This is a genomic window from Bradyrhizobium sp. B120, from assembly GCF_049075665.1.
In the GTDB taxonomy this organism is placed as follows: Bacteria; Pseudomonadota; Alphaproteobacteria; order Rhizobiales; family Xanthobacteraceae; genus Bradyrhizobium.
This window is the reverse complement of the sequence record NZ_CP185242.1, coordinates 3,721,009-3,736,407: the sequence shown is the minus strand read 5'-3', so window position 1 is coordinate 3,736,407 and position 15,399 is coordinate 3,721,009. Positions and strand designations below refer to the sequence as shown.

The 15,399-nt window shown below is 64.6% G+C and carries 16 protein-coding genes and 1 pseudogene; 9 read left to right on the top strand and 8 right to left on the bottom strand.

Features of this window, described 5'->3' with window-relative positions; translation table 11 throughout:
• Nucleotides 1–151: 151 nt before the first annotated feature.
• The 7 genes and pseudogenes from ACOIX3_RS16780 to ACOIX3_RS16750 all read right to left on the bottom strand — a co-directional run.
• A complete protein-coding gene (locus ACOIX3_RS16780; protein ID WP_420970938.1) occupies nt 152–457 on the bottom strand; it encodes a BA14K family protein in 306 nt (101 codons plus the stop codon).
• 191 nt (nt 458–648) lie between these two features.
• A complete protein-coding gene (locus tag ACOIX3_RS16775; protein ID WP_420971744.1) occupies nt 649–1,164 on the bottom strand; it encodes a c-type cytochrome in 516 nt (171 codons plus the stop codon).
• 16 nt (nt 1,165–1,180) lie between these two features.
• A complete protein-coding gene (soxC, locus tag ACOIX3_RS16770) occupies nt 1,181–2,458 on the bottom strand; it encodes a sulfite dehydrogenase (RefSeq protein WP_420970937.1) in 1,278 nt (425 codons plus the stop codon).
• Between the two features lie 222 nt (nt 2,459–2,680).
• Nucleotides 2,681–3,151: a DUF1801 domain-containing protein gene (locus ACOIX3_RS16765; RefSeq protein WP_420970936.1), complete on the bottom strand. Its 471-nt coding sequence runs from the start codon at nt 3,149–3,151 to the stop codon at nt 2,681–2,683.
• A 156-nt stretch (nt 3,152–3,307) separates the two neighbouring features.
• The gene (locus tag ACOIX3_RS16760) at nt 3,308–4,264 is read right to left on the bottom strand and encodes a catechol 2,3-dioxygenase (RefSeq protein ID WP_420970935.1); all 957 of its coding nucleotides are present in this window, start codon (nt 4,262–4,264) and stop codon (nt 3,308–3,310) included.
• A 161-nt stretch (nt 4,265–4,425) separates the two neighbouring features.
• Nucleotides 4,426–4,611 carry a hypothetical protein gene (locus ACOIX3_RS16755; RefSeq protein ID WP_420970934.1) on the bottom strand — a complete coding sequence of 62 codons (186 nt, stop codon included), beginning with the start codon at nt 4,609–4,611 and terminating at the stop codon, nt 4,426–4,428.
• 95 nt (nt 4,612–4,706) lie between these two features.
• Nucleotides 4,707–6,482: pseudogene (locus tag ACOIX3_RS16750) on the bottom strand (putative bifunctional diguanylate cyclase/phosphodiesterase); the annotation flags it as partial.
• Between the two features lie 514 nt (nt 6,483–6,996).
• On the opposite strand from ACOIX3_RS16750, the gene ACOIX3_RS16745 reads away from it, so the two are divergent.
• From ACOIX3_RS16745 to ACOIX3_RS16735, 3 genes are all read left to right on the top strand, one after another.
• Nucleotides 6,997–8,742: an ATP-binding protein gene (locus tag ACOIX3_RS16745; protein WP_212315113.1), complete on the top strand. Its 1,746-nt coding sequence runs from the start codon at nt 6,997–6,999 to the stop codon at nt 8,740–8,742.
• A 98-nt stretch (nt 8,743–8,840) separates the two neighbouring features.
• Nucleotides 8,841–9,419, top strand: coding sequence for a peroxidase-related enzyme (locus ACOIX3_RS16740; RefSeq protein ID WP_342722564.1), 579 nt, complete (start codon nt 8,841–8,843; stop codon nt 9,417–9,419).
• Between the two features lie 8 nt (nt 9,420–9,427).
• A complete protein-coding gene (locus ACOIX3_RS16735) occupies nt 9,428–9,940 on the top strand; it encodes an MgtC/SapB family protein (protein ID WP_420970933.1) in 513 nt (170 codons plus the stop codon).
• Here ACOIX3_RS16735 and ACOIX3_RS16730 read toward each other — a convergent pair.
• Complete coding sequence (locus tag ACOIX3_RS16730; protein WP_420970932.1) at nt 9,901–10,527, bottom strand: ParB-like protein; 627 nt, start codon at nt 10,525–10,527, stop codon at nt 9,901–9,903. The genes ACOIX3_RS16735 and ACOIX3_RS16730 overlap by 40 nt on opposite strands.
• Before the next feature lie 87 nt (nt 10,528–10,614).
• Here ACOIX3_RS16730 and ACOIX3_RS16725 point away from each other — a divergent pair, with 87 nt between their 5' ends.
• From ACOIX3_RS16725 to ACOIX3_RS16700, 6 genes are all read left to right on the top strand, one after another.
• Nucleotides 10,615–11,496, top strand: coding sequence for an ion channel (locus ACOIX3_RS16725; RefSeq protein WP_420970931.1), 882 nt, complete (start codon nt 10,615–10,617; stop codon nt 11,494–11,496).
• 48 nt (nt 11,497–11,544) lie between these two features.
• Nucleotides 11,545–11,940, top strand: coding sequence for a hypothetical protein (locus ACOIX3_RS16720; RefSeq protein ID WP_420970930.1), 396 nt, complete (start codon nt 11,545–11,547; stop codon nt 11,938–11,940).
• A 181-nt stretch (nt 11,941–12,121) separates the two neighbouring features.
• The gene (locus ACOIX3_RS16715; protein ID WP_021081038.1) at nt 12,122–12,421 is read left to right on the top strand and encodes an acyl carrier protein; all 300 of its coding nucleotides are present in this window, start codon (nt 12,122–12,124) and stop codon (nt 12,419–12,421) included.
• A 9-nt stretch (nt 12,422–12,430) separates the two neighbouring features.
• Nucleotides 12,431–12,907 carry a 3-hydroxyacyl-ACP dehydratase FabZ family protein gene (locus tag ACOIX3_RS16710; RefSeq protein WP_420970929.1) on the top strand — a complete coding sequence of 159 codons (477 nt, stop codon included), beginning with the start codon at nt 12,431–12,433 and terminating at the stop codon, nt 12,905–12,907.
• Complete coding sequence (locus tag ACOIX3_RS16705) at nt 12,900–14,084, top strand: beta-ketoacyl-ACP synthase (protein WP_420970928.1); 1,185 nt, start codon at nt 12,900–12,902, stop codon at nt 14,082–14,084. Before ACOIX3_RS16710 ends, ACOIX3_RS16705 begins: the two co-directional genes overlap by 8 nt.
• 27 nt (nt 14,085–14,111) lie before the next feature.
• Nucleotides 14,112–15,389 (top strand): beta-ketoacyl-ACP synthase, encoded by a 1,278-nt coding sequence (locus ACOIX3_RS16700; RefSeq protein ID WP_420970927.1) that lies wholly within the window; start codon nt 14,112–14,114, stop codon nt 15,387–15,389.
• Nucleotides 15,390–15,399 lie beyond the last annotated feature (10 nt).

The following is a 15,399-nucleotide window of genomic DNA, read 5'->3' as shown; positions in this document are numbered from 1 at the left end:
TCACGCCAGCTGCCCTCCGCCGCTCGGGCCCGGCGGGGCCCGACACGATCAGCGGACTATAACGCGCCCGACGTCCGGGCGTTCGGGCGCAGCGCAGCGCCCGACGCGCTTATCCACCGCCAAGAACGACGGCCAAGCGCGGCGCAGGGCCCTATTGGCAGGAATGGCGGCGACCGTCGCGGCCAAGGAAGGTGCCGGACGCAGGATCGAACGAATGGTAGCGTGCGCAAGACGAGGACGGCGCCGCCGGTATGGCCCCATAGGCATTCGCCGGGTTGCCGCCGCGCTGCGCCGCCTGCTGGGCCTCGCCCCACGGCGTCAGGGCGCCGCCGTTGATCGCGCTCCGCCCCGGATTCTGCGCGTCGAAAAGCGCCGGCTCCGACATCTGGGCCGAGACTGGCGTGAACGTCATTCCCACGAGCAGCACAGCGGCTGCAACGGCCTTGAGTCCGGCCATAGGACCTCTCCGATGGATCAATTGAAATTTGTCCAAGAAACTGCGCAAGGGCGGCAGCGCCGTCCCTGTGCCTAGATCCGATGTGGTGACGGCCAAGGTCCCGATGCAGGGATCGCCAGGTCACAATGCCGCGAGGCAGCCGCCGGCGCGGCACGACGACCGCAGCGCGCGACGGCCGCCCGGCCCGCGCTTCACCGATTATGCACGTCAGGCCGCGGGTCGGAGACGAACCCGTCGCGGTTCGGCATTTTGACGGCGGCGAGCGACTTCGCATCGAGCACCGCATTGGCGGGGACGATGCCGTTGAGGCTGAGGATGTAGGCGGACACCGCGTAGACATCTTCATTGCTCAGCGACTGCGGAGCGTTCTGCGGCATCGCGCGGCGGATATAGTCGAACAAGGTCGAGGCATAGGGCCAGTAGCTGCCGACGGTGCGGATCGGCTTTGGGCTCGCCAGCGTGCCCTGTCCGCCGACCAGGCGGTCACCGACGCCGCCCTGCCCGCTGTCGCCATGGCACGCCGCGCATTGCTCGCTGAACACGATGCGGCCGCGCTCGACGCTACCGCTGCCCGGCGGCAACGCCGCGCCGTCACGGCCGATATCGATGTTCCAGCCGGCGATCTCCGCCGGCGTCGCCTCGCGGCCGATGCCGTAGCGCTCCTCGGCATGAACAGCGACGCCGAGCATCGCGATCGCACTCACCATCGCGGCGGTCTTCAGATTACGCCTGGCCATTGGTCACCTCGCCATTCGCATCGATGCGCCAGGGCCAGATCGCGTTGTTATGGTAGAACGAGTTGAGACCGCGCACCGCCACCAATTCCGCCAGCGTCGGCTGCACGTAGCCGGTCTCGTCGATGGCTCGGCTCTGGATCACTGTGGGGGTGCCGTCCCAGTGCCAGGGCAAGCGGAAGCGCGTGAGCGCGCGCGTCAGCACCGGCTCCTGCAGCTCGGCCTGTTGCCAGCTCTTGCCTTCGTCGAGCGAGATCTCGACGCTCTTGACCTTGCCGTGGCCGCTCCAGGCTATCCCGGTGATCTCGTGAAAGCCGTGCGTGGTCAGCTTCTGACCGCCGGACGGCCGCGTGATGATCGACTTGGCCTCCATGTAGAAGGTGAATTCGCGCGACGTGCCATCGGGCATCGGGTCGGTGTATTTCGAGGTCTCCTCGCGCGAATAGGCCGGCTCGGCGACGACCTTGAGCCGGCGCAGCCATTTCACGTTCATGTTGCCCTCGAAGCCCGGCAGCAACAGGCGCAGCGGATAGCCCTGCTGCGGACGCAGCCGCTCGCCGTTCTGGCTGTAGACCAGCATGGCGTCGTCGAGGCACTTCTCAATCGGAATCGAGCGCGTCAACGCGGCGGCGTCGGCGCCTTCGGCGACGATCCATTTGGCGCCCGCCTGCAGGCCTGCTTCGTCCAGCACCGTCTTCAGCGGCACGCCGGTCCATTCCGCGCAGCTCAGGAGGCCGACGAGGTCGGAGGCCGTCTTGCCGTAGGGCTTGGTGTAGACAGGATTGCCGGAGCACTCGATGAAGTGGATGCGCGACTGCGACGGAAAGCGGCGGATGTCCTCCATCGTGAACACCAGCGGGCGATCGACCATGCCGTGCAACATCAGCCGGTGCTCGGCCGGATCGATGGTCGGCACGCCGCCATGATGGCGCTCGTAGAACAGACCGTTCGGCGTGATGATGCCGTCGAGCTCCTGCAACGGCGTGCGGCCCGACGCGGAGATATATTGCGGCAACGTCTTCGAGATGTTCTTGACCACGCCCTTCTCGTGAACCGACGGCGTGCCATAGGGCTGGCTTCCCATCGGATCGCCGGGCGCTTTCATCCATTCCGGCACGTTGGGCGGAAGATTATTCCCCTGTTCGGCAAGCGCGGTAGAACCGGCAACTCCCGCGATCGCGGAGCCACCGGCCAGTGCTGCGCCCGCCTGAAGGAATCGCCTGCGAGACGCCTCTCGCGCGCGCTTGTCCGTCGTGTGTTCGCTCATCGACGTTTTCCTCTGACGCTATCAGAGCATTGATCCAGAAAAGTGCGAAGCGGTTTTCCGAAAGGATCATGCCAGAACAACAACCTGAAGCACCATGCCGATTCATCGTGCTTCAGTGCAGCCTAACACCAAACGCCCGCGGCGAGGCAACGCTTGCGCGCGCAGAGCTGCATCGACGGCGCGTCGTGGCCATTGCCCGCCGGTCCTGACCTGCATGGCCACTCACATCCGTTCGCCGGGCAATTGACTGGCTTGCTTCACCCAGGCGGTGAACTGGGCTTCGTCGAGCTCGTCGTTCTCATGAATATCGAGATAACGCGTGTGCTGCTGCTTGGACTCGCCCGGCGGCACCGGATGCAGCGATGCGCCGCGAAAGAACGCCACTTTGACATAGCGCGTGAAGACATGGATGCCGAGGAACCAGCCATCGCCTTCGATGCCGTAGAGCGGCGAGTTCCATTTCACCGCCTTGTGCACGCCGGGGATGGTACGCACGATGAGCGCGTCAAGCTTGCGTCCGACGTCGCGCTTCCACCCCGGCATCGCCGCGATAAAGGCTTGCACCGGAGCGTCACCATACCCCTTTGCGATCTGCGGATTGCCGCCTGCGAGCAGGCGCGGCTTTGCGGCGCCACGCTTCGCAGCTCCCGTCCTTGCGCTCTTCGCCGACGTCTTGGGCGTCCTGCCAGCCATTGTACCTGTTCTCACCGTTCACGCGCCCCGCGCAACGCAGCGCCCGCCCTCTCCAAGCGGATTATATCGGCTACGCATCCATGTTGTCGTCCGACCGCGCGTGTTCGAGGCGACGTATCGACGCGCGGGGTCAGTTTGCTTGCGGCGGCCGGGCATCTAGTCGATCACCGGCGGCGTACCGTGGGTGTGAAACGATTCGATCGTCTTCAAGCCCCAGGCCTGGCCCTTCTTGCGCTCCTCCTCGGTCCACACGATCGGCTTCCAGTCCGGCGCGAGGATCAAGCGGGCTCCGGCATTGGCGACCTCGACCCGATTGCCGCCGGGCTCGTAGACATAGAGAAAGAACGTCTGCTGGATCGCATGCTTGTGCGGTCCGGTTTCGATATGCACGCCGTTCTCGAGAAAAATATCCGCCGCGCGCAGGATCTCCTCGCGGCTGTCGAGCGCGTAGGTGACGTGATGGAAGCGGCCCATCTGGCCGTAATGATCGCGGGTATAGGCGAAGTCGTAGCTCTTGTTCGACATCGTCATCCACATCGCCGCTTCGGTGCCGTCGTTGAGCACGATCTGCTCGGTGGTGCGGCACCCCAGGTAGGCTTCAAAGAACAGGCGATTGGCCTTGATGTCGACCGCGAGGCAGTTGAGATGGTCGAGCCGGCGGACGTTGACGCCGCGCGCCGGAAAGCGCTGCGCCTGGTTCTTCAACGCGGGCTTCAGCTCGGCCGGCGCCTCGTACCATTCGGTCTCGTAATAGAGCTCGATGACGTGGCCGTCGGGATCGCGGCAGCGGAATGCCGGTCCCTGCCCCATGTCGGCATCGATCCAGCCGATGTCGAAGCCCGAGCCCTTGAGCGCGGCGACGCGGCGCTCGAGCGCCTGCGCGCTGCGGGCCCGCAGCGCCATGTGCTCCATGCCGGAGGTGTTCGATGCGGTCAGCTTCAGCGAGTAGCGCTCGTAATCGTCCCAGCCGCGCAGATAGACCGACTCGCCCTTCCGGCCGCTGACCGTCATGCCCATGACATCGACGAAGAACTTCAGGCTCTCGTCGGGCTTTGGCGTCAGCAGCTCCATGTGCCCGAGATGCGCGAGATCGAAGATCGGTTCCGGCTGCATGGGGCGGGCTCCTTCCACGACGACGACGCCCGATCGACGGCTTGCCGCTCTGGCGCGCGAGCTTCGGTGCGTCGATTTGTACTAGTGTACAAAGGATTAGGTCCCGTCAACAAAATGTTGATCCCGGAAACTGCGGCAGCCGTTGAGGCCAGCGTCCGTGCCTAGCCCTTCGACACCATCACCGGTGCCGGACGGTGCGGCCGGGATAGGGTCGCGGACACCGTCAGCGCAACGGCGAGCGCGCACACCATGCAGAGCTTCATCCGCGCCGTGCGGCGATCGGTCATCGGCAGGAAGAAGAAGAATGCGATCGCCAGAACGAGAAGCGCGTTCACGAGAATGTACATGGCGGAGCCCTCTTGTTGCGTATCGACAAGATGGCCGGCGCTCGCGCGGCATTCCGTGGCTGAAATCACATGTCGAAAGCGGCCGGGGGCGGCGGTCAGGCGACCGAGACGGCCCTCTCGCGATGCGACGACAGCAGTTTGCGGATTTCGACATCCGGTACCGGCCGGCTGAACAGAAAGCCCTGCATCTCGGTGCAGCCGAGGCTGCGGAGCAGGTTGCGCTGCTGCTCGGTCTCGACGCCTTCGGCGGTCGTGGTCATGTCGCTTGCTGCAGCAATGTTCACGACGGCCTGGACGATGGTGGACGACGCGCCGGTCCCGGCGAGATCCTTGATGAAGGCGCGATCGATCTTGATCTTGTCGAACGGGAAGCGCTGCAGATAGCTCAGCGACGAATAGCCGGTGCCGAAATCGTCGAGCGCGATCCGGACGCCGAGCTCGCGCAGCTGATGCAGGATATCGAGCGCGGCCTCGTCGTCGCGGATCAGCACGGCTTCGGTGATCTCGAGCTCGAGCCGCGAGGGCGCGAGCCCCGACGCTGCGAGCGCGGCGGCGACGTTCAGCGCCAGCGTCTGGCTCTTGAACTGGATCGGAGACACGTTGACCGCGACGTTGATGTGATCCGGCCAGTTCACGGCTTCCCGGCACGCGGTATTGAGCACCCAGTGCCCGAGATCGTTGATCAGGCCGGTATCCTCGGCGACCGGGATGAAATCTGCCGGCGAGATGGTGCCGCGTTCGGGATGCCGCCAGCGCACCAGTGCCTCGCAGCAGCTGACCCGGCCGTCCTCGAGATGAAGCAACGGCTGATAGTGCAGCTCGAAGCTGCCGTCGGCGATGGCCTGGCGCAATTCCAGCTCGAGGCTGCGCCGCGCCTTGGCGCGCGCATCCATGCCGGCTTCGAAGAACCGGTAGGTGCGGCGGCCGTCGCTCTTCGCGCCATAGAGCGCGAGGTCGGCGTTGCGCAGCAGTTGATCGAGGTCGAGGCCGTCGGCGGGCGCGACCGCGATGCCGATGCTGGCGTCGGTCGTGATCAGGTGCCCGCTGCAATCGACCGGCTGGCGGATGGTCTGATAGATCGCGGCCAGGAGCTGCATGGTCTCGGTCTGATCGCGGACCGCAGTCTGGATCACGGCAAACTCGTCGCCGCCGAGCCGCGCCGCGACGTCGGCCCCCCCGACGCAGGAGCGCAGGCGTTCGGCGATGACCCTCAGCAGCTCGTCGCCGATCTGATGGCCGAGCGCGTCGTTGACGCTCTTGAACTCGTCGATGTCGATATACATGACCGCGATCTGTTCGTCGGGTCCGATCGCCTTCAGCGCCTGCTCGAGGCGCTGACGAAACAGCAGGCGGTTGGGCAGATCGGTGAGCGCATCATAGTGCGCCATATGCGCGATCTTGTTCTCGGTGCGCGTCCGCTCGGTGACGTCCTCGATGGTCGCCACCCAGCCGCCCTCCGGCAGCGGCTTGTTGACGATCTCGATCGCGCGCCCGCCCGGCGCCTCGGTCAGCTGACGCGTCCCACGGCCAAGCTTCACATTGCGGATAATGGCATCGCAGAATTCGTCGACGTCGCCATCGAACGAGCCGGTCTCCTGCCGGTGCGCGATCAGCCGCTGCATGGTGCAGCCGGGCTTCGCCACATCGGGCGAAAGCCCGAACATCTCGATGTAGGGACGGTTGCAGATGATGATGCGCGCCGACGCATCGTAGAGCACGAGCCCCTGCGGAATGTTGTCCACGGCGGTCGTGAGATTGCGACGTTCGGTGGCGAGCCGCGCGTCGGAGATTTCATGCCGCTTCAGCAACAGGAAGACGATCACGGCCATGATCGCGAAGGCCGCCATCAACAGGCCTTCGCGCTCGCTCCACTGCGCGGTCACGCTTCCGAACAGGCTGCCGACGAGCAGGCCGGCACAGAACGCCAGCCCCTTGGTCGAGCCGGCGTCGGCATTTCCTGATGATGAATTGCGGTGTTCGATGCGCACGCTGATCTCTCCCGGGCGCGGCATCGTTACGCAGTACTGATGGAAAGGTCGTTACAACTCGCAGTTAGCAATCGGTTACACGATACCTGGAGACACGGCGTAACACATCGCGCCGAAACCTCCGTAAACCTACGGAGCTGCCGATGCACTCCTCGAAGATGGTGAATCCCGCCTTAACGGAAAAGCCGCGAAACAAACCCGGCTGTGCCGGAAAGCGACGATTTCGCCGCCGATGGGCGCGACCAAGCGCAATCTCGCTGCACGATAGAAACAAATCGTCACCGGGAAGGTGTAGATTTAGCCGATGCGCAACCTCGGCGATTTAACGGTTTTTCCAAACCCGGGCGCGCATATTGGTCCGGACATTTAGATTTTGCGAACGAGCCAGGCTGGAACTGTGACATCCTTTGGACGTGTGATCTCTGTGCGCGGCTCGCAGGCCCGGGTTGGGTTGCTGACGGGCGGCCAGATACAGCTTTCAGAAATGCGCGCGACGGTCGGCCGGTTCGTCAGTATCCGCTGTGCGAGCTCGGTCATCGTCGCCATGATCACCGAAGTGTCGTGCGAGAACCTGGCGGCGTCGGACGAATACATGGCGACCGCCTCGGTCGACCTGCTCGGCGAAATCCTCGGCGGCGACCGCCCGAAATTCCAGCGCGGTGTCACCCACTATCCGACCATCGGCGACAGCACCGACCTGATCACCAACCAGGAGCTGCGCACGGTCTATGCGCCGAGCGGCTCGGACCAGATCAATGTCGGAACGCTGCAGCAGGATCGTTCGGTTATCGCCTATGTCGACGTCGAGGAAATGCTCTCCAAGCACTTCGCGGTGCTCGGCTCGACCGGCGTCGGCAAATCCACCGGCGTGTCGCTGCTGCTCAACGAGATCCTGAAGTCGCGGCCGAACCTGCGCATCTTCCTGCTCGACGTGCACAACGAATACGGCCGCTGCTTCGGCGAGCGCGCGCAGGTGCTCAACCCGCGAAACCTGAAGCTGCCGTTCTGGCTGTTCAACTTCGAAGAGATCGTCGACGTGCTGTTCGGCGGCCGGCCCGGCGTGCCCGAAGAGCTCGACATCCTCGCCGAAGTGATCCCGATGGCGAAGGGCATCTACACCCAGTACCAGAACTCCGACCGGGTCGGTCTCGGGCTGAAGCGGGTCGACCCCAAGCAGGTCGGCTACACCGTCGATACGCCGGTGCCCTATCGCCTCGTCGACCTGATCTCGCTGATCGACGAGCGCATGGGCAAGCTCGAGAACCGCTCCTCGCGCATCATCTATCACAAGCTGATCTCGCGCATCGACGCGGTGCGCAACGATCCGCGCTACGCCTTCATGTTCGACAATGCCAATGTCGGCGGCGACACCATGGCCGAGGTGATCAGCCATCTGTTCCGCCTGCCCGCCAACGGCAAGCCGATGACCATCATGCAGCTCGCGGGCTTCCCGGCCGAAGTCGTCGATTCCGTGGTGTCGGTGCTGTGCCGCATGGCGTTCGATTTCGGGCTGTGGAGCGACGGCGTCTCGCCGATGCTGTTCGTCTGCGAGGAAGCGCACCGCTACGCCTCCGCGGACCGCAACATCGGCTTCGGGCCGACCCGCAAGGCGGTGTCGCGCATCGCCAAGGAAGGCCGCAAATACGGCGTCTATCTCGGCCTGATCACCCAGCGTCCGGCCGAGCTCGACGCGACCATCATCTCCCAGTGCAACACGCTGTTCACGATGCGCCTCGCCAACGACCGCGACCAGGCGCTGCTGCGCTCCGCAGTGTCGGATGCCGCAGCCAATCTGCTGTCGTTCGTGCCTTCGCTCGGCACCCGCGAAGTGCTGGCGTTCGGCGAAGGCGTGGCGCTGCCGACCCGGCTGCGCTTCAAGGAGGTGCCGCCGCACCAGCTGCCGCGCGGCGAAGCCACCATCGCAACGGTGCCGTCGGTCACCGCCGGCCATGACATGCATTTCGTCAGCGCCGTGCTGGAGCGCTGGCGCGGCGCCACCTCGCATCGCGACACGCAGAGCGAGGCCAACTTCAACCCTCCCGCACCGCCGCGCACCGTGGCGCCCGCCGAGGCGCCGATGCTGCAGCCGTCACTGGGCCTCGATCCGGACCGCTTCTCGCTCCTGAAGAAGCCGCTACGCTGACGTCATTATGGCAGGGCGCCGATGCGCCTTGCGCCCAAGCCGTCATCCACTATGGTTTCGCGTGACGCCGCGTCCCCGCGGCACGCCGGAACCATCTCATGACGCAGCCGACCGCAAAACGCTTCCCGACGCCCGCTCTCGACAAGCTCCCCGAGGATATCCGCACCCGCATCCTGGCGGTGCAGGAGAAGTCCGGCTTCGTGCCGAACGTATTCCTCACGCTGGCCTACCGCCCCGACGAGTTTCGCGCCTTCTTCGCCTATCACGACGCGCTGATGGAAAAGGACTCCGGCCTCTCCAAAGCCGAGCGCGAGATGATCGTGGTGGCGACCAGCGCCGCCAACCAGTGCCAGTATTGCGTGATCGCCCATGGCGCGATCCTGCGCATCCGCGCCAAGAACCCCGAGATCGCCGATCAGATCGCGATCAACTACCGCAAGGCCGACATCACGCCGCGGCAGCGCGCGATGCTCGATTTCGCCATGAAGGTCAGCCGCGCGGCCGAGGAGGTCGCGGAGGCGGACTTCGCCGCGCTCGCGACCCACGGCTTCAGCGACGACGACGTCTGGGATATTGCCGCGGTCGCGGCCTTCTTCGCGCTCTCGAACCGGCTTGCGAACGTCACCGGCATGCGGCCAAACGCCGAGTTCTACATGCTCGGCCGGCAGCCGAAATAGAGGACGCCTTGGTAGACTGGAGCGAGATCATCCTGCGTCTCGGCGCGGCCACGCTTGCCGGTGGCGCGATCGGACTCGACCGCGACCTGCGCGGCAAGCCGATCGGGCTGAAGACCCTGGGTCTCGTCAGCCTGTCGACGGCTACGGTCGTGCTGCTGGCATTGCAGGCCGTCGAGCCCGGCCATTTCACCGATGCCGTGAGCCGCGTGATCCAGGGCGTGCTGACCGGCATCGGCTTTCTCGGCGCCGGCGTGATCGTTCGCCAAGGCGACCGCTTTCAGGTCCGCGGCCTGACCAGCGCGGCATGTGCGTTCTTCGCCGCCTGCGTCGGGATCGTCTGCGGCGCCGGACACTGGCCGATCGTCATCACCGCGCTCGTGCTGGCATTCCTGCTGCTGACCTTCGGCAAGCGGACCGAGCGGTGGCTGCACCACGCGCTCGGCGGCAAGGAGGACCCGCACAGACCGGAGGCTACGCCCGGTCAGTCGTCAGATGCCGGCCCGCACCATCCGGGCAAATAGACCGCGTCCTTGCCACGGCCCAGCGCCAACCCCTTCTCCAGCGCCTTGGCGAAATTGTTCTCCACGGTCTTGCGCGGGATGTGGCGGCGCAGGAAGTCGGCCCACAGGAATTCGCTGAACGGCGTCGTGTCCTTGGCAAAGCCGCCGGCCCGGCGCATCTCGCCGGCGAGGCTGCGGAACGGATCGTCCTTGAGATCCTTGATCGATTTCGGAATGTCCCTGAAATGGCAGCGCTCGCCCTTTGCATTATAGGGATAGACCCAGCGCTTGTTGTCCATCACGCCCCAGAACACGTCGCGTTCGACCATGGTGAGATCGCCGATCACCGTGACCAGGATGTCCTTGACGCCCTCCTCGTGCAGCGCCCGCGCCATGTGATGATGGTCGACCACGTAGTAGCGATCGTCCGGTCCATGGACCACCGGGATCATGTGCTTGCCCAAAAGTTCGGCGCGCTTCTTGTCCGAACTGTGCTCGCGCCAGCGCTTCCGCTTCTCCTTCACCTCCTGCATGCCGACCGTCATCTGGGTCGGTCGCAGCGACATGATCGGGACCGGTTTGACGTAGGGCTCGCGCGTATGGGCCATGATTTGTACTCCCGTTTGACCGGCACTCCGGAATGGGTTCCATTATGACATGATGTCACAGGCAGGCGGAAGAGCCGGTTCGTCGGAATGGCACTGAGAGCAAGCGAACGCGTGAAGGCACGCACGATCCGTTTCGGCAACCGCGAGGTCGTGACCGAAGGGTTGGAGCTCAGTTTCTGGGCGGACATCAGCCATCGCTGCATGACGGCATCGTGGCCCGCCTTTATTGGCGGTGCAGCATTGGTGTTCATCACCTTCAACGCCGTCTTCGCCTTGATGTATTGGCTTGGCGATTATCCGATCGCCAACGTGCCTGACGGCCAATACATCGACTACCTCTATTTCAGCATCGAGACACTTTCGACCGCGGGCTATGGCGACATGCACCCGCAGACGCATTACGGGCACTTCATCGCCACCATCGAACTCTTCACCGGCATCTTCTCGATGTCGCTGATGACCGGGCTGATCTTCGCCCGCTTCTCGCGGCCGAGCGCGCGCCTGCTGTTCGCCGACAATCCCGTGATCTCGGACCATGAGGGCCAGCTCACGTTGATGATCCGCCTTGCCAACGAGCGGCACAACATCATCGCCAATGCCACCGCGCGGCTGTGGCTGTTCAAGAACGGCGTCAGCAAGGAAGGCATGCCATACCGCCGGTTCTACGAACTGCCGCTCCTGCGCAGTGAAAGCCCGGCGCTCGCGCTGAGCTGGACCCTGTTTCATGTCATCGACCAGGACAGCCCGCTCTGCGGTCTCGACGCCGCGGAGCTCAACGCCGTCAATGCCGGGCTCGGCCTCTTCGTGTCGGGCCTTGACGACGTTGCAGCGCAAACTGTGCATGCGCGAAAATCGTACGAACATTCCGACATCCGCTTCGGCCATCGCTATGCCGAGATCCTGCAGGCGACCGACGACGGCCGCCTGCGGATCGACTACAGTCGGTTCCACGAGACCATCGAAGGATAAATACCACCTCTGCGCGCATCAAGATTTTAGGTGTGAAGCGCAGCGAACATGCTAAACATAAGCGGCGACGCGACCGGACTGACAACAGTGAAGACGCAGCGGCCAATTTCCTCGGATGACGAGCACGTGGTGCTGAAATTCCGGCCGCGTACCTTGGCGCAGCCGCCCGGCAAGCGCGAGGAGGCGGCCCGATCGACCCGGCCCGCTTCCGTCGTTCCTGCTTCCGTCGCCAACGACCTCTCCCGCTATGAGAAGCCGCGCGAGGAGCCGGACGATTTCCGCCAGCGCATGCTTGCCAACATCGCCGCCTTCGCCTTCACCGTGGCGCTCACCGCGATCGGTATCTGGCTCGCCATGAGCATCGCCGATTTACGCAAGACCCAGGATTGCGTGCTGATGGGACGCCGGGATTGCGCGAAGATTACGGTGATGCCGCGCAGCTAGGCAGGCCGGAACCGTACCCAAAAACCGTCCTCGCCAGGCCGGCCAAGCTCCATTGAACTAACGGCCCTGCTCCGATATACGGGCACACGACTCCGGCAGCAGCAATCAGGCAATCCGGGGCACCGCGCCCGCCTCCTCCGAGCCGACCCGGAATTACCTTCAATATATCAAAGGCTTAATGATGTCCTCCACATTCGAGCAGATCGCCAACATTATCGCGGAGACCTGCGACATCCCGCGCGATACGATCAAGCCGGAGAGCCACGCGATCGACGATCTGGGAATCGACAGCCTCGACTTCCTCGACATCGCCTTTGCCATCGACAAGGCCTTCGGGATCAAGATGCCGCTTGAGAAATGGACCCAGGAGGTCAACGACGGCAAGGCCACGACGGAGCAGTACTTCGTGTTGCAGAATCTCGCCGACCGCATCGACGAGCTGGTTGCGGCCAAGAACGCGGGCACGGGCTCAGCCTCGTAATCGCCCATCATGCAGCTTGAAACTTTTCAGCTGATCGATCGGATTGTCGACCTCAACCTCGACGCAAAGACCATTGTCGTCGAGGCCGATGTCCCGCCGGACAGCCACTCTGTGTTCTCCGGGCACTTCCCGGGCTACCCGATCATGCCCGGCGTGTTGCTCACCGAAGCAATGGCCCAGAGCTCGGGCTGGCTGATCCTCGGTCTGACCAGGTTCGAGCGCATGCCCTTCCTCGCCATGGTCAAGGAAGCCAAGATGCGTGGCTTCGTCAGCCCCGGCTCGGTACTGACGATCGAAGCCAAGATCGAACACGAAGGTTCAGGCTTCACCGTGACCTCGGCGAAGGTCCGCGTCGGCAAGGAGCTCAAGTGCAACGCCGAACTGACCTTCCGTCATATCCCCTTCCCCAGCCCGGACTTGCGTGTGCACATGGATGCGCTCGCCAACAAGATCGGGTTTCCGCTGCAGGCAATTTGTAATGGCTGAGAAGGAAGTCTGGATCACCGGCGTCGGCCTGCTCTCCTCGCTTGGCGAGGGGCTGGATGCGCATTGGGAGGCGCTCGGCGAAAGGCGCGTCAATGCCGACGAGAAGCGCCTCGCGCCGTACGTGATCCATCCGATCGCCCCCGTCAGCTTCGACGCCCAGATCCCGAAAAAGGGCGATCAGCGTCAGATGGAGACGTGGCAGCGGATCGGCACCTACGCCGCCGGGCTGGCGCTTGATTCCGCCGGCGTCAAAGGCAATCAGGAAATCCTGTCGCGGATGGACATGATCATCGCAGCCGGTGGCGGCGAGCGTGACCTCAGTGTCGACCTGGCGATCATGAACGCCGATGCGCAGGGCAAGCTGCCGCCTGCCGCCCTCAACGAAAAGCTGATGAACGAGTTGCGCCCGACACTGTTCCTGGCGCAGCTCTCCAACCTGCTTGCCGGCAACATCGCGATCGTTCACGGCGTGTGCGGGACGTCGCGCACCTTCATGGGCGAGGAAGCCTCGAGCATCGACGCCGCGCGGATCGCGGTCGCACGCATCGGGGCCGGACAGAGCGACATCGCGCTGGTCGGCGCGGCCCATAATGGCGATCGCGGCGACCTCTTGATGCTCTATTCGTTCGGCGACTTCGCGCTCAAGGATCAATACGCGTCGGTCTGGGCCCGCCGAAACAACCCGGGATTCGCCATCGGCTCTGCCGGCGCCTTCCTGGTGATGGAGTCGCGCGAGCACGCCGAAGCGCGCGGCGCCAAGCCGTACGCCAAGCTGACCAAGGTGGTCGCCGATCTTGCCAAGCGCAAGCAGCCCGGCGCAGTGACGAAATCGCTGCAGGCGATGTGGCCGCAGCTCGGGGTCAGCAACGACAACGCGATGCTGATCACCGGCGCGACCGGTGCCGAGCCTGCGACCGCCGAGGAGCGCGAATTCCTCGGTCAACACCCCGGCCTTGCCGTGCGTGCCACCGGAACGACCTTTGGACACACCATGGAGGCGCAGTTCCCGCTCGGGCTCGCGCTGGCCGCATTGTCGATTTCCCGCGGCGCGCTCTATCCGGCCAACGACCCGACCGGGCTGGAGGTTGAAAAGACCGAAGCGCCAACCCAGATTGTCGTGTTGGGGGTCGGCCACTGGCAGGGCGAAGGCATGGCACTGGTCGAGGCCGTCAAGTAATTCGGCGCAAGCACCGACGGGGACACCATGACAGCACCACGCGATAAATTCGGCCGACCGATCGTCGTCGTGACCGGCATGGGAATCGTGACGTCGCTCGGCGGCGGCAAGACCGACAATTGGAAGCGCCTCAGCGCGGGCGAGTCCGGCATCAAGACGGTGACGCGCTTCCCGCTCGACAGTCTGAAGACGACGATGGCCGGCGCCGTCGATTTCGTCACCGTCGATCCGTTCTCCTCGACCAGCCTGTCGCAGCGCCTGGCGGAGATCGCGACCGAGGAAGCGCTGGAGCAGTCCGGCATCGGCAGCAAGGGCGACTTCCCCGGCCCGCTGTTTCTGGCGGTCGCGCCGATCGAGACCGAGTGGCCGCAGCGGCTTGAGGTCGCGCGCGAGGTTCCGACCAAGGACTTTGGCATCATCGACTATCTGGCGACCTGCAGCGGCGGCAAGTTTACGCACTTCCACCGGCGCTTCACCTTCGGTTCGGTCGCGCTCAACCTCGCCGAGACCTTCGGCACCAAGGGGTCGCCGATTTCGCTCTCGACGGCTTGCGCGTCCGGTGCGACCGCGATCCAGCTCGGCGTCGAGGCGATCCGCCGCGGCGAAACCGATGCAACGCTGTGCGTCGCAACCGACGGCTCGGTCAATCCGGAAGCCCTGGTGCGCTTCTCGCTGCTGTCGGCGCTCTCCACCCAGAACGATCCGCCGCAAGCCGCCTCAAAGCCGTTCTCGAAGAACCGCGACGGCTTCGTGATGGCCGAAGGCGCCGGCGCACTGGTGCTCGAGAGCTACGACGCTGCGATGGCGCGCGGCGCGCGCATCCTGGGCGTCGTCGCCGGCTGCGGCGAGCTCACCGACTCCTTCCATCGCACCCGCTCTGCCCCGGACGGCAAGCCGGCGATCGGCTGCGTGCGCAAGACGCTTGCTGACGCGGGCATGGAGCCCGAGCAAATCGACCACATCAACGCGCACGGCACCTCGACGCCGGAAAACGACAAGATGGAATATCTTGCGACCGCGGCGGTGTTCGGCGAGCACACCAAAAACATTCCGGTGTCGTCGAACAAATCGATGGTCGGCCACACCATCTCGGCAGCCGGTGCGGTCGAGGCGATCTTCTCGCTACTCACGCTCGAGCATCAGCGGATTCCGCCGACGATCAATTACGAGGTGCCCGATCCCGCGATCCCGTTCGACGTGGTCGGCAACAAGGCGCGCGACGCCAAGGTGACCGCCGTGATGTCGAACTCGTTCGGGTTCGGCGGGCAGAACGCTTCGCTGATCCTGACACGCGAGCCGGCCTAGCGCCCTCGCC

Bases quoted from the DNA above. Each gene is read 5' to 3' on its own strand.
- ACOIX3_RS16725 (WP_420970931.1), top strand. From the start codon at position 10,615: ATGGCACTGAGAGCAAGCGAACGCGTGAAGGCACGCACGATCCGTTTC.
- ACOIX3_RS16705 (WP_420970928.1), top strand. From the start codon at position 12,900: ATGGCTGAGAAGGAAGTCTGGATCACCGGCGTCGGCCTGCTCTCCTCG.
- ACOIX3_RS16740 (WP_342722564.1), top strand. From the start codon at position 8,841: ATGACGCAGCCGACCGCAAAACGCTTCCCGACGCCCGCTCTCGACAAG.
- ACOIX3_RS16730 (WP_420970932.1), bottom strand. From the start codon at position 10,527: ATGGCCCATACGCGCGAGCCCTACGTCAAACCGGTCCCGATCATGTCG.
- ACOIX3_RS16710 (WP_420970929.1), top strand. From the start codon at position 12,431: ATGCAGCTTGAAACTTTTCAGCTGATCGATCGGATTGTCGACCTCAAC.
- ACOIX3_RS16755 (WP_420970934.1), bottom strand. From the start codon at position 4,611: ATGTACATTCTCGTGAACGCGCTTCTCGTTCTGGCGATCGCATTCTTC.
- ACOIX3_RS16700 (WP_420970927.1), top strand. From the start codon at position 14,112: ATGACAGCACCACGCGATAAATTCGGCCGACCGATCGTCGTCGTGACC.
- ACOIX3_RS16720 (WP_420970930.1), top strand. From the start codon at position 11,545: ATGCTAAACATAAGCGGCGACGCGACCGGACTGACAACAGTGAAGACG.
- ACOIX3_RS16715 (WP_021081038.1), top strand. From the start codon at position 12,122: ATGTCCTCCACATTCGAGCAGATCGCCAACATTATCGCGGAGACCTGC.
- ACOIX3_RS16760 (WP_420970935.1), bottom strand. From the start codon at position 4,264: ATGCAGCCGGAACCGATCTTCGATCTCGCGCATCTCGGGCACATGGAG.
- soxC (WP_420970937.1), bottom strand. From the start codon at position 2,458: ATGAGCGAACACACGACGGACAAGCGCGCGCGAGAGGCGTCTCGCAGG.
- ACOIX3_RS16775 (WP_420971744.1), bottom strand. From the start codon at position 1,164: ATGGTGAGTGCGATCGCGATGCTCGGCGTCGCTGTTCATGCCGAGGAG.
- ACOIX3_RS16765 (WP_420970936.1), bottom strand. From the start codon at position 3,151: ATGGCTGGCAGGACGCCCAAGACGTCGGCGAAGAGCGCAAGGACGGGA.
- ACOIX3_RS16780 (WP_420970938.1), bottom strand. From the start codon at position 457: ATGGCCGGACTCAAGGCCGTTGCAGCCGCTGTGCTGCTCGTGGGAATG.